The 12,222-nt window shown below is 69.6% G+C and carries 12 protein-coding genes; 11 read left to right on the forward strand and 1 reads right to left on the reverse strand.

Translation table 11 applies throughout. From position 1 onward, the window contains the following. Positions 1-8 precede the first annotated feature (8 nt). The 11 genes from pafA (at position 9) to ACFVWD_RS02265 (ending at position 11,074) form a co-directional block, all read left to right on the forward strand. On the forward strand, positions 9-1,370 hold the full coding sequence (pafA, locus tag ACFVWD_RS02215; RefSeq protein WP_168490171.1) for a Pup--protein ligase: 1,362 nt from the start codon (positions 9-11) through the stop codon (positions 1,368-1,370). Positions 1,371-1,499: 129 nt separating this feature from the next. Then, positions 1,500-2,504: an FKBP-type peptidyl-prolyl cis-trans isomerase gene (locus tag ACFVWD_RS02220; protein WP_385372394.1), complete on the forward strand. Its 1,005-nt coding sequence runs from the start codon at positions 1,500-1,502 to the stop codon at positions 2,502-2,504. Positions 2,505-2,573: 69 nt separating this feature from the next. Further along, on the forward strand, positions 2,574-2,945 hold the full coding sequence (locus ACFVWD_RS02225; RefSeq protein WP_168490170.1) for an FKBP-type peptidyl-prolyl cis-trans isomerase: 372 nt from the start codon (positions 2,574-2,576) through the stop codon (positions 2,943-2,945). A gap of 196 nt (positions 2,946-3,141) precedes the next feature. Beyond that, positions 3,142-4,095 (forward strand): YafY family protein, encoded by a 954-nt coding sequence (locus ACFVWD_RS02230; RefSeq protein ID WP_168490169.1) that lies wholly within the window; start codon positions 3,142-3,144, stop codon positions 4,093-4,095. A 17-nt stretch (positions 4,096-4,112) separates the two neighbouring features. Further along, complete coding sequence (locus ACFVWD_RS02235) at positions 4,113-5,129, forward strand: helix-turn-helix transcriptional regulator (protein ID WP_389593408.1); 1,017 nt, start codon at positions 4,113-4,115, stop codon at positions 5,127-5,129. A gap of 113 nt (positions 5,130-5,242) precedes the next feature. Continuing rightward, on the forward strand, positions 5,243-5,503 hold the full coding sequence (locus ACFVWD_RS02240) for a hypothetical protein (RefSeq protein ID WP_067366398.1): 261 nt from the start codon (positions 5,243-5,245) through the stop codon (positions 5,501-5,503). Between the two features lie 10 nt (positions 5,504-5,513). Beyond that, positions 5,514-5,708: a hypothetical protein gene (locus tag ACFVWD_RS02245; protein ID WP_101406110.1), complete on the forward strand. Its 195-nt coding sequence runs from the start codon at positions 5,514-5,516 to the stop codon at positions 5,706-5,708. A gap of 259 nt (positions 5,709-5,967) precedes the next feature. Next, positions 5,968-6,252, forward strand: coding sequence for a Sec-independent protein translocase subunit TatA (gene tatA, locus ACFVWD_RS02250; RefSeq protein WP_054231175.1), 285 nt, complete (start codon positions 5,968-5,970; stop codon positions 6,250-6,252). Between the two features lie 47 nt (positions 6,253-6,299). Next, entirely contained in the window at positions 6,300-7,250 is a 951-nt protein-coding gene (tatC, locus tag ACFVWD_RS02255) for a twin-arginine translocase subunit TatC (RefSeq protein ID WP_389593409.1), read from the forward strand. A 31-nt stretch (positions 7,251-7,281) separates the two neighbouring features. Next, a complete protein-coding gene (locus ACFVWD_RS02260) occupies positions 7,282-8,172 on the forward strand; it encodes a diacylglycerol kinase (RefSeq protein WP_389593411.1) in 891 nt (296 codons plus the stop codon). Between the two features lie 40 nt (positions 8,173-8,212). Further along, positions 8,213-11,074 (forward strand): DEAD/DEAH box helicase, encoded by a 2,862-nt coding sequence (locus ACFVWD_RS02265; RefSeq protein WP_389593412.1) that lies wholly within the window; start codon positions 8,213-8,215, stop codon positions 11,072-11,074. Between the two features lie 74 nt (positions 11,075-11,148). Here the strand turns inward: ACFVWD_RS02265 and ACFVWD_RS02270 are convergent, their stop codons facing one another. Further along, positions 11,149-12,075, reverse strand: a complete 927-nt coding sequence (locus ACFVWD_RS02270) for a hypothetical protein (protein WP_389593414.1) — start codon at positions 12,073-12,075, stop codon at positions 11,149-11,151. Between the last annotated feature and the right edge of the window lie 147 nt (positions 12,076-12,222).

Genomic DNA, 12,222 nt, shown 5'->3' on the forward strand with positions numbered 1-12,222 from the left:
GTTCAGTCATGGACCGCCGCATTTTCGGGCTGGAGAACGAGTACGGCGTCACGTGTACGTTCAGGGGACAGCGCCGCCTGTCTCCCGACGAGGTGGCGCGGTACCTCTTCCGCCGTGTCGTGTCATGGGGCCGCAGCAGCAATGTCTTTCTGCGGAACGGTGCCCGCCTCTATCTCGACGTGGGATCACATCCGGAATACGCGACACCCGAATGTGACAACGTGACGGAACTCGTCACTCACGACAAGGCCGGCGAGCGCATTCTCGAAGGACTCCTGGTCGACGCCGAACGACGCCTGCACGAGGAAGGAATCGCGGGCGACGTCTACCTGTTCAAGAACAACACCGACTCGGCGGGCAACTCCTACGGGTGCCACGAGAACTATCTGGTGGCCCGGCACGGGGAGTTCTCCCGGCTCGCGGACATTCTCATTCCCTTCCTGGTCACCCGGCAGCTGCTGTGCGGCGCCGGCAAAGTGCTGCAGACTCCGCGCGGCGCCGTGTACTGCGTGAGCCAGCGCGCCGAGCACATCTGGGAGGGCGTCAGCTCCGCGACGACCCGCTCCCGGCCGATCATCAACACCCGCGACGAACCGCACGCCGACGCCGAGCGCTACCGGCGGCTGCACGTCATCGTCGGTGACTCGAACATGTCCGAGACGACGATGCTCCTCAAGGTCGGCGCCACCGACCTGGTACTGCGCATGATCGAGGCCGGCACGGTCATGCGCGACCTCACCCTGGAGAACCCCATTCGGGCGATCCGCGAGGTCAGTCACGACATCACGGGCCGGCGCAAGGTGCGTCTGGCCAGCGGCCGGGAGGCCTCCGCGCTGGAAGTGCAGCGGGAGTACTTCGAGAAGGCCGTGGACTTCTGCGAGCGCCGCGGCATCCGCACCGGCACGGTCGAGCAGGTGCTCGAACTGTGGGGCCGCACGCTCGACTCGATCGAGGCCGAAGACCTCGACCGGATCGGTACCGAAATCGACTGGGTGATGAAGTACAAGCTCATCGAGCGGTACCGGGCCAAGCACAACATGACGATGTCGCATCCCCGGGTCGCGCAGATAGACCTCGCATATCACGACATCCACCGGCGTCGTGGTCTGTACTACCTGTTGGAGAGGAAGGGGCAAGCCACCCGGATCTGCAACGATTTGAAGATCTTCGAGGGCAAGTCCGTGCCGCCGCAGACCACTCGGGCCCGGCTGCGCGGCGACTTCATCCGGCGGGCTCAGGAGCAGCGCCGCGATTTCACCGTCGACTGGGTCCATCTCAAGCTCAACGACCAGGCGCAACGCACGGTGTTGTGCAAGGACCCGTTCCGTTCGGTCGACGATCGGGTGGAGAAGCTGATCGCGGGAATGTGAGCGTCGAGTTCCGCGTGTGATGGCGGAACGCAACGCGGGGCGCCGTACGTTTTCCGTACGGCGCCCTTCTCACGTCGTAGAGTTGCGCGCACGCCATCAACCAAGATCGATCGATACGAGGCCCTCACCGTGCGCCGACGCTCCCTCCTCATTGCCGTACCCGCCGGACTGGTCACGCTCGCCGGATGCGGTGACGACAAGTCGGACAAGGCCAAGTCCAGCAGCAGCCCGTCCCCGTCGGCCCCCGCGTCCGCCTCGGCGGCGCCGCCGCCGAAGATCGTCGACGGTCCGCTGCCGGCGATCACGGCCGGGACGAAGTTCGGTGAGAAGCCGACCGTGGCCAAGGGCACCGGCTCCCCGTCGAAGGATCTGGCGGTCAAGACGGTCATCGCGGGCGGCGGCAAGACGGTCGCGGAGAACGACTACATCCAGGCCAACTACCTCGGCCAGATCTGGGACACCGCCAAGGTCTTCGACAACTCCTACGACCGTAAGACGCCGCTGGTCATCCAGCTCGCGCAGGGCGGCATCATCGACGGCTGGCGCTATGGCCTGGTGGGCAAGAAGGTCGGCAGCCGCGTCCAGATGTCCGTGCCGCCGACCTGGGGCTACGGCAAGCAGGGCAACACGCAGGGCGGCATCAAGGGCACCGACACGCTGGTGTTCGTCGTCGACATCGAGAACACCTTCAACGCGACGAGTTCCGCCCAGGGCAAAAACGTCGCGCAGAGCGACGCCGCCCTCCCGAAGGTCGGCACCAACACCGACGGCAAGGCCCCCTCCATCGACGTGCCGAAGGCGACGGCCCCGACGAAGCTCGTGTCGGACTACGTCATCGAGGGCGACGGCGACGAGGTCAAGGCGGACAGCAGCGTCCTGGTCCAGTACAAGGGCGTGCTCTGGGACACCGGCAAGGAGTTCGACTCGACGTACAGCAGCGGCCGGCTGGCGTCGTTCTCGCTGCAGCAGGTCGTCAAGGGCTGGGCGCAGGGCCTGACCGGCAAGAAGGTGGGCAGCCGCGTCCTCATCGTCATTCCGCCGGCGCTGGGTTACGGCAACAACCCGCCGAGCGGCAGTGGCATCAAGAAGGACTCCACCCTGGTGTTCTCGGTGGACATCCTGGCCAAGATGTAACGCGTTGCGGGATGTGAGACTGTCGGTGTTGCTTTAAGGCCTTTACGCGAACAAGCAGGAGCTAGAGACGTGAGCATCGAGAAGCCCGAGATCGACTTCCCTGGCGGCGAGCCCCCGGCGGACCTCGAGATCAAGGACATCTGGGAAGGCGAGGGCCAGGTCGCCAAGGCCGGCGACTTCGTCAAGGTCCACTACGTGGGCGTGGCCTTCTCCACCGGCGAGGAGTTCGACGCCTCCTGGAACCGCGGCACCCCGCTGGAGTTCCAGCTCGGTGTCGGTCAGGTCATCAGCGGCTGGGACCAGGGTGTGCAGGGCATGAAGGTCGGCGGCCGCCGCCAGCTGGTCATCCCGGCGCACCTCGCGTACGGCGACCGTGGCGCCGGGGGCCGGATCGCCCCCGGTGAGACGCTGATCTTCGTCTGCGACCTGGTCGCGGTCTGATCCACCGGCCGGATCGGATCTTGGTCCGATCCTCATGAAGGTCGTGTCCGCCCGATCTTCGTGCGCGCTGTGATCGGGATTCGTCCGAAGCCGATCACCTGGGGCCCATGCCTGTCCGGGCATGGGCCCTCGGCTTTTGCCGGGGCGCTCCGGAGCGGTACGGTCATCGGTCGGAAGCACCATAGGAAGGGCGTCGATGGCCATTGCCAAGGCCGAGCGGCTGATGAACCTCGCGCTGTGTCTGCTCGGGACGCGGCGGCCGCTCAGCAAGCGCGAACTCCGCGAGTCCATCGAGGCCTATCTGGAAGCCGGGTCGGACGACTCCTTCAACCGGATGTTCGAGCGCGACAAGGACGATCTGCGCGAGCTGGGCCTGGTCATCGAGACGGTGGAGAACCTCGACGGCGAGGTCGGCTATCTCGCCCGCCGCGACAGCAACCGCCTGCCGCCCATCACCCTCGACGCCGAGGAGGCCGCCGCCCTCGGCCTCGCCGCCAAGGTCTGGCAGCAGGCCCGGCTGGCCGGCGCGGCGAGTGGTGCGTTGCAGAAGCTGCGCGCCGCCGGGCTGCCCGAGGACGTGGACCCCTACGAGGCGCATGGCGCCCTCGAACCGCACATTCCCGTGCACGAGGCGGCCTTCGAGCCGCTGATGCTGGCCTGCCGCGACCGCCGCCCGGTCGTCTTCGACTACCGCAAGGCAACCGCCGCACACCCCGAGACCCGGCAGGTCGAGCCGTGGGCGCTGGAGTGCTGGCGCGGCCACTGGTACCTGGCGGGCTGGGACCGCGACCGCGGCGCCGAGCGCGTCTTCAGGCTCTCCCGTATCACCGGCAGGGTCCGCTCCCGCGCCGGGCGTTATACCGCCGAGGTGCCCGACGTCGTCACCGTGCGGGAGACCGTCGCGAGCTGGGCGGGCGAGATCGCCGACCGCTCCGCGCTGATCCGGCTGCGCACCGGCTCCGGCTACCCGCTGCGGGCCAAGGCCGTCTCCGTACGGGAACTGGGCGACGGCTGGGACGAGTTGGAGATTCCGTACGGGCACGGCCTGGACGCCTGGCTCGTCGAGTTCGGGCCCGACGTGGTGGTCCTGGAGCCCGCCGAGCTGCGGGCCGATGTAGTGGACCGGCTGCGCGCCGTGGCCAAGGGCTGAGGGGGAACGTAGAGAACGTGGCATCAAAACCGGCCAGGCCCACGAACGCGATCGACCAGACCCGGCGGATGCTCTCCCTGGTGACCTATCTGCGCGAGCGCCCCGGCGCGCACGTCGGTGATGTCGCCAGGGCATTCGGGATCACCGAGGACGAGCTGATCTCCGACCTCGACGTGCTGCCGCTGTGCGGGACCAGCTTCCGCGGCGGTGACCTCCTCGACATCGACACCGACGGCGACCGCATCTGGTGGCACAACCCCGACGACGTCGCCGAACCCCTCCGTATCGCCGCCGACGAGGCGACCGCGCTGCTGGTGGCCGCCCGCGCGGTGTCCACGCTGCCCGGACTGCGCGAGGGCGACCGGCAGGCGCTGCTGCGCGCCACCGCCAAGGTGGAGGCCGCCTCGGGCGAGGCGGCGGGCGCCAGCTCCCGCCTCTCGGTGACCTTCGAGTCCGAGGGCGGCGTCTTCGCGGACGTCGACCGGGCGATCTCCGAGCGGCGCCGGCTGTGGATCCGCTACTACTCGCCCTCGCGCGACGAGCTCACCGAGCGCGAGATCGACCCGATCCGCCTGGTCAGCGTCGGGCACACGTACGTGGAGGCCTGGTGCCGCCGCTCCGAGGCGCGCCGCACCTTCCGGCTCGACCGGGTCGCCGAGATCCGCATCCTCGACGAGCCGTCCGCGCCGCCCGAGGTCGAGCTGCGGGACCTCTCCGAGGGGCTGGTGCAGCCCGCGGCCGAGGACCCCGAGGTGGTCGTCGAGGTCGGGCCGGGCGGGCGCTGGGTCGCGGAGTACTACCCGCACGACAGTGCGGATGAGCTGCCGGACGGCGGGCTGCGTATCACCTTGCGGACCCCCGACCCCACGTCGCTGCGACGGCTGGCGCTGCGCTTGGGCCGGGACGGCCGGATCGTGTCGCCGCCGGAACTGGCGGACAGCGCCCGCGAGGCGGCTCGGGAGGCACTCGCGGCCTACGACGGGCTCGAGGGCGATGAGGACGGACCGTACGACAGGCAGGAGCAGGGGCTTTGACCACGTCGGCGATGTCGGGCGCGTCGGGGAGGGCCGGTACCTCGCAGAGGGCCGGCGGGCCGGTGAAGGCGGGCGGCGCGGAGCGGGCCGGCGCATCCGGGGGCGCGGCGGAGATGACGGTCGTCACCGCGTTCGCGGGTATGCGGAGAGTCGCCGACGTGCTGTTCAAGGCGGGCTGCCCCGACTGCCGGGCCGCTCTGGAGCTCAGGGCGAACGCCCTGATGCTGGCCATCGGCGCCACCAGCCGCACCACGTTCTACTCCTTCACCTGCACCGAGTGCGGCTCGGCCGTCCGCAAGCCCGCGGGCGAGCGCATCGTCGAACTCCTCACCGGCGGCGGGGTGCGCACACTCCGCCTGCACTCCACGACTTAGGCTCGACCTCATGTTCTGGCCGATGTTCGCGATTGTCGTGGGTTTTCTTGGAATCGCCGTTCTCGGCGTGCTCGCTGTCCGTGTCTTCGTGGAAGCGGAACGTCTGGGGCGGCAGGTGACGGACTCCGCGCGCCGGATCAACCAGGCGGCCGACGACCTGGAGCGGGCGGCCGTCGGGGTCGCGCGTTCTGTGGATGCCGTATGACCTTCCAGGGATCCCGGTATGAGTCCGTCCAGGTATACGCAATGGGCCGTTCGAACCTGTCAACTTGCCGGTGAGGGCGGGTACGCTTCTGATCGCGGTCCGGAGAACGAGGCGCCGGCCGCGAACTGGGAGTACGCACAGGGATTGCCCCGCGTTCACCCCTGAGCGTTACGATCGCTGTCATCACGACGTTCGGGCACATGTCCGACCGATCGGACAGCACCCCGACCCAGCCGCCTCGGTGAGAAGGTAAAGACTTATGTTCGGAAGGCTCGGCGCTCCCGAGATCATTCTCATCCTCGTCGTCATCATCCTGCTGTTCGGCGCGAAGAAGCTTCCGGACATGGCGCGCTCTCTCGGAAAGTCCGCGCGCATCCTGAAGAGCGAGGCGAAGGCGATGAAGGACGAGGGCAGCACCCCCGCCCCGGCCGGTCCGCCCAGCACCGACGAGCAGACCCCGGCTCAGCGCACGATCCAGGCCGCGCCCGGCGATGTGACCAGCTCCCGCCCGGTCACCGAGCCGACGGACACGACCAAGCGCTGACGCAGGACCGGACGCCTCCGGCCCGCCGCACGAGATGAGGACGTGGGTTGCTCAACTCTGCCCGCAAGAAGGAGAAGGATCCCGAGGGACGGATGCCCCTTGCGGACCACCTTCGTGAGCTCCGCAACCGGCTCGCGAAGGCGATGCTGGCCATCGTCATCGTCACGGTCGTGGCCGCCTTCTACTACAACGACATCATCAACTTCTTCACCAAGCCGGTGCTGGACTCGGTCGGGTGTCCTTCGAGCTTCGCCGAGCTGGCGAAAACGCCCAAGGGCCACCAGCAGTGCGCGCAGATCACGATCAACGGTCTGCTCGCCCCGTTCACCCTGGCGTTGAAGGTCTCGTTGATGGCCGGTGTCGCGCTCGCCTCGCCGGTGTGGCTCTACCAGCTGTGGGCGTTCGTCGCGCCCGGTCTGCACCAGAACGAGAAGAAGTACGCGTACGCGTTCGTCGGGACGGGCGTTCCGCTCTTCTTCGCCGGTGGCTTCTTCGCCTACAAGGTGCTGCCCACCACCGCGAAGGTGCTGATCGACTTCACGCCGGACGGCGTGAACAACCTGCTGCCGCTGGACGATCTGCTCGACCTCGTCACGCGCATGGTGGTCGTCTTCGGCCTCTCCTTCGAGCTGCCGCTGCTGCTGGTCATGCTCAACCTCACCGGCATCCTGACCGGCAAGCGCATGCTCGGCTGGTGGCGCGCCATGATCATGGGCATCACGGTCTTCGCGGCCGTCGCCACGCCGAGCACCGACCCGCTGACGATGCTGGCGCTCGCGGTACCGATCTGGGTCCTGTACTTCGGCGCCGTCGTCTTCTCGCTGATGAACGACCGGCGCAAGCAGCGCCGGGACGCCGAGGGTCCGGCGGACGACGAGGCCTCCGACCTGGACCTCACGCCCGACGACATCGGCGAGGTCGAGAGCGTGTCGGCGCACCGCGCGCTGCCCGAGCAGTCGGGCACGGACCGGGTCAACGGTTATGACGACGTGACCTGACGAAGCCCGGAGATCTCGTAGGGTCAGGGCCGTGACCAGCGAGATCACCCTCTTCGTCAACCCCACCGCAGGACGCGGCCGGGGCGCCCACGCGGCGCAGCCGGCCGCTTTCGCATTGCGAGCGGCGGGATTCTCCGTCCGTACGGTCCTCGGGGAGAACGCCGAGGACGCCCTCACGCGCGCGCGTGAGGCCGTCGAGGGCGGCACCGGCGCCCTGATAGCCGTCGGGGGCGACGGCATGGCGAACCTCGCCCTCCAGGCCGTCGCCGGCACCCGCACCCCGCTCGGCCTGGTCGCCGCCGGCACCGGCAACGACTTCGCCCGCGCCCTCGGGCTTCCGGTGCGCGACCCGGCGGCCGCGGGACGGCTGATCGCCGAGTCCCTCAAGGGGGCGCGGCTGCGCGACATCGACCTGGGCCGGGCGAACGGCACCTGGTTCGCCACCGTCCTCGCCTCCGGCTTCGACTCCCGGGTCAACGATCGCGGCAATCGCATGCGGTGGCCGGTCGGCCGCTTCAAGTACGACCTCGCCATGCTCGCCGAACTGGCCGCCCTCAGGCCCCTCCCGTACCGGATCACCCTGGACGACGGCGAGGTCCGGGAGATCCGGGCGACGCTCGTCGCGGTCGGCAACGGGTCGTCGTATGGCGGCGGAATGAGGATCTGCGCGGGCGCCGATCTGGAGGACGGGCTGTTCGACGTCACGGTCGTCGGGGAGTGCAGCCGTACGACCCTGCTCAAGGTGTTCCCCAAGGTCTACCGGGGCACCCACCTCGACCACCCCGTCGTCACCGCGCACCGGGCCACCAAGGTCGAGCTCGTCGCCGAGGGTGTCACCGCGTACGCGGACGGGGAGCCGCTGGGGCCGCTGCCGCTCACCGTGGAGTGCGTGCCCGCGGCGGTGCGCGTGGCAATTCCCTGAGCTGCGGGAATCCGGGGTTTGAGATAAACAGATCCGGATATTGATCGTCATGTTGTCAGTGGCTGCCGGTAGTCTCGAAAGCACGATGACAGAGGACCTCTCACCGGCCGAGCGGTATGCGGCAGCACGGAAGCGCGCTGTCGAGCAGGCCACCGCGCTCGCCTCCTTCCGCGAGATGTACGACTTCGGCCTCGACCCCTACCAGATCGAGGCCTGCCAGGCGCTCGAAGCGGGCAAGGGTGTGCTCGTGGCCGCGCCCACCGGCTCGGGCAAGACGGTCGTCGGCGAGTTCGCCGTCCACCTCGCCCTCCAGCAGGGCAAGAAGTGCTTCTACACCACGCCGATCAAGGCGCTCTCGAACCAGAAGTACGCCGATCTGTGCCGCCGCTACGGCGCGGGCAAGGTCGGCCTGCTCACCGGCGACAACAGCGTCAACTCCGATGCCCCGGTGGTCGTCATGACCACCGAGGTGCTGCGCAACATGCTGTACGCGGGCTCCCAGACCCTTCTCGGCCTCGGCTATGTGGTCATGGACGAGGTGCACTACCTCTCCGACCGCTTCCGCGGCGCCGTCTGGGAGGAAGTGATCATCCACCTCCCGGAGTCGGTGACCCTGGTGTCACTCTCGGCGACCGTGTCGAACGCGGAGGAGTTCGGCGACTGGCTGGACACCGTGCGTGGCCACACCGAGGTGATCGTCTCCGAGCACCGGCCCGTCCCGCTGTTCCAGCACGTGCTGGCCGGGCGCCGGATGTACGACCTCTTCGAGGAGGGCGAAGGCAACAAGAAGGCGGTCAACCCCGACCTCACCCGCCTGGCCCGTATGGAGGCCAGCCGTCCCTCGTTCCAGGACCGCAGACGCGGCCGCGCCATGCGCGAGGCCGACCGTGAGCGCGAGCGCCGGCAGCGCTCGCGGATCTGGACACCGGGCCGCCCCGAGGTCATCGAACGGCTCGACGCCGAGGGCCTGCTGCCCGCGATCACGTTCATCTTCAGCCGCGCCGCCTGCGAGGCCGCCGTCCAGCAGTGCCTGTACGCGGGCCTCAGGCTGAACGACGAGGAGGCGCGCGCGAAGGTGCGCGAGATCGTCGAGGAGCGCACCGCGTCCATCCCCTCCGAGGATCTGCACGTCCTGGGCTACTACGAGTGGCTGGAGGGCCTGGAGCGCGGCATCGCGGCCCACCACGCGGGCATGCTGCCCACGTTCAAGGAAGTCGTCGAGGAACTCTTCGTACGCGGCCTGGTGAAGGCCGTGTTCGCGACGGAGACCCTGGCGCTGGGCATCAACATGCCCGCCCGCTCGGTGGTGTTGGAGAAGCTCGTCAAGTGGAACGGCGAGCAGCACGCCGACATCACACCCGGCGAGTACACCCAGCTCACCGGTCGTGCCGGGCGCCGCGGCATCGACGTCGAGGGCCACGCCGTCGTGCTGTGGCAGCGCGGCTTCAGCCCCGACCACCTGGCGGGACTCGCGGGCACCCGCACCTACCCGCTGCGCTCCAGCTTCAAGCCGTCGTACAACATGGCCGTGAACCTGGTCGAGCAGTTCGGCCGGCACCGCTCGCGCGAGCTGCTGGAGACGTCCTTCGCGCAGTTCCAGGCCGACAAGTCGGTCGTCGGGATCTCCCGGCAGGTACAGCGCAACGAGGAGGGGCTTGAGGGCTACAAGGAGTCCATGACCTGCCACCTCGGGGACTTCGACGAGTACGCGCGACTGCGCCGCGAACTCAAGGACCGCGAGACGGAGCTCGCCAAGCAGGGCGCGGCACAGCGGCGCGCAGAGGCGGCCGTGGCGCTGGAGAAGCTCAAGCCCGGCGACATCATCCATGTCCCGACCGGCAAGTTCGCGGGCCTGGCGCTGGTCCTCGACCCGGGGCTGCCCGCGGGCCGGTCCAACGGCCACCGCGGCTTCGAGCACCACGACGGACCGCGTCCGCTGGTCCTCACCGCCGAGCGCCAGGTGAAGCGGCTGGCCTCGATGGACTTCCCGGTGCCGGTCGAGGCGCTGGAGCGGATGCGCATCCCGAAGTCCTTCAACCCGCGCTCCCCGCAGTCCCGTCGCGACCTCGCCTCCGCGCTGCGCACCAAGGCCGGACACATCGTCCCCGACCGGCTGCGCAAGCGCCGCTCCGAGGCCGCCGACGACCGTGAGATCGCCCGGCTGCGCACCGCGATCCGCGCCCACCCCTGCCACGGGTGCAACGACCGTGAGGACCACGCCCGTTGGGCCGAGCGCTACCACCGGCTGCTGCGTGACACCAAGCAGCTGGAGAACCGCATCGAGGGCCGGACGAACACCATCGCCCGCACCTTCGACCGGATCGTCGCCCTCCTCACCGAGTTGGACTACCTGCGCGGCGACGAGGCCACGGAGCACGGCAGACGGCTCGCCCGGCTGTACGGCGAACTCGACCTGCTGGCCAGCGAATGCCTGCGCGCCGGGGTGTGGGAAGGCCTCGACCCGGCCGAACTTGCGGCCTGCGTCTCGGCGTTGGTGTACGAGTCGCGGGTCGGCGACGACGCTATGGCGCCGAAGCTGCCGTCCGGCAAGGCCAAGGCGGCGCTCGGTGAGATGGTCCGCATCTGGGGCCGTCTCGACGCGCTGGAGGAGGACTTCCGGATCACCCAGTCCGAGGGCGTCGGCCAGCGCGAACCGGACCTCGGCTTCGCCTGGGCGGCCTACGAGTGGGCTTCCGGCAAGGGCCTCGACGAGGTGCTGCGCGAGGCGGAGATGCCGGCCGGTGACTTCGTCCGCTGGTGCAAGCAGGTCATCGACGTGCTGGGCCAGATCTCGGCCGCCGCGCCGGTCGCCGGCGGTGAGAGGTCGACGGTCGCGAAGAACGCGCGCAAGGCGGTCGACGGCCTGCTGCGCGGAGTGGTCGCCTACTCGTCGGTGGGCTGAGTGGGCTGAGCCGAGCCGGTGGCCCGGTCGCTCGTGGTGCGCCGCCTCCCTGCCGGGGGCGGCGCATCCTTGTGTCAGCTCCAGCTCGGTGAGGGCTCGTGCGGCCCCTCATGAGGCACGGGGCGGCCGGTGTGGGCGTCCAGGGGGATACGGTCGCCGATCGGGCGGGTCAGCTTCACCGTCACCCTCGCGCGGATCCCCTCACCGGTGCAGGGACCTTTCCTCGCTCCGAGGACGGACGCGGACAGCACCACACCGGTCCTGGTCTCCAGTACGTGCACGGCCGGGCCGGAGTCGCAGGACCCGTGGTCGGCCAGGACCGTGAGGGTTCGGCCGTCGCCGGCCACCGCGACGAGCCGGTCGAGCGGGGCCGACGTGCCGGCGGGGACATCCCGGCTCGGCCCGATCGGCGACTCGGGGAGCTTCGAGGGGCCGACGGCGGCGCGCTTGAGCGGAGTGTCGTAGCCCTCCAGAGTGAACAGCCAGGCCGGAACGGTCGCCGGGCCCCGGCTGGTGGCCAGGGTCATCTCGCCCGGCTTCGCCCCGGTCACGGTCAGGTGCGGGCCGTCGTTCCCGCCGCGCGCCACCCTCTCGTACGCCTTGCCCGCCGCCATCAGCGGCAGGGTGAGGGAGGCTCCGCTCTTCCACCTCACCTCCCCGTCCCTGCGCGGGAGTGCCGGAAGTGCGCCGCGCAGCACGAAGTTCTGGGTGGTGAAGGCCCGCTTGTCGGCTTCGTCGCGCGGGCCGCCCTCGGGCAACTGGACCGCGTCCGCCATCGGGTAGTAGCCCTTGCGCCACTGCCGAGCGGCCTCGGAACCGTCCCAGGCGTCGGCGACCTGTCGGGCGCGGCTCTCCGCCTGCGGCTCCTGACCGGTGCCGGGGGCCTGCACCCCGTTGCCGGCGGCCCTTTCGCTGCCGCACCCCGTGACGGCACCGGCTCCGGCGGTCAGGAGGGCGAGGGTGACGAGCAGATGGGCGATGCGTGTGGTCTTGGACTGCATGGGTCCCCCGGGGCCGGCGCTGACGAACGGAACGTGAGGCGAAGCTCGTGCCACGCCTGTGACGCCCCGGCCCCGGGGCACGTTCGGCCCGCGTCCGTTTCCGCGATGCCTTTTGCCGCATCGTGACTCGTCGGCCTACCGGCCCGA

It is taken from the genome of Streptomyces sp. NPDC058086 (assembly GCF_042885015.1).
GTDB lineage: Bacteria > Actinomycetota > Actinomycetes > Streptomycetales > Streptomycetaceae > Streptomyces.

Coding starts and splice junctions, on each gene's coding strand:
- pafA (WP_168490171.1), top strand. CDS start 9: ATGGACCGCCGCATTTTCGGGCTGGAGAACGAGTACGGCGTCACGTGT.
- ACFVWD_RS02230 (WP_168490169.1), top strand. CDS start 3,142: ATGGCCATTGCCAAGGCCGAGCGGCTGATGAACCTCGCGCTGTGTCTG.
- ACFVWD_RS02240 (WP_067366398.1), top strand. CDS start 5,243: ATGACGGTCGTCACCGCGTTCGCGGGTATGCGGAGAGTCGCCGACGTG.
- ACFVWD_RS02245 (WP_101406110.1), top strand. CDS start 5,514: ATGTTCTGGCCGATGTTCGCGATTGTCGTGGGTTTTCTTGGAATCGCC.
- tatA (WP_054231175.1), top strand. CDS start 5,968: ATGTTCGGAAGGCTCGGCGCTCCCGAGATCATTCTCATCCTCGTCGTC.
- ACFVWD_RS02270 (WP_389593414.1), bottom strand. CDS start 12,075: ATGCAGTCCAAGACCACACGCATCGCCCATCTGCTCGTCACCCTCGCC.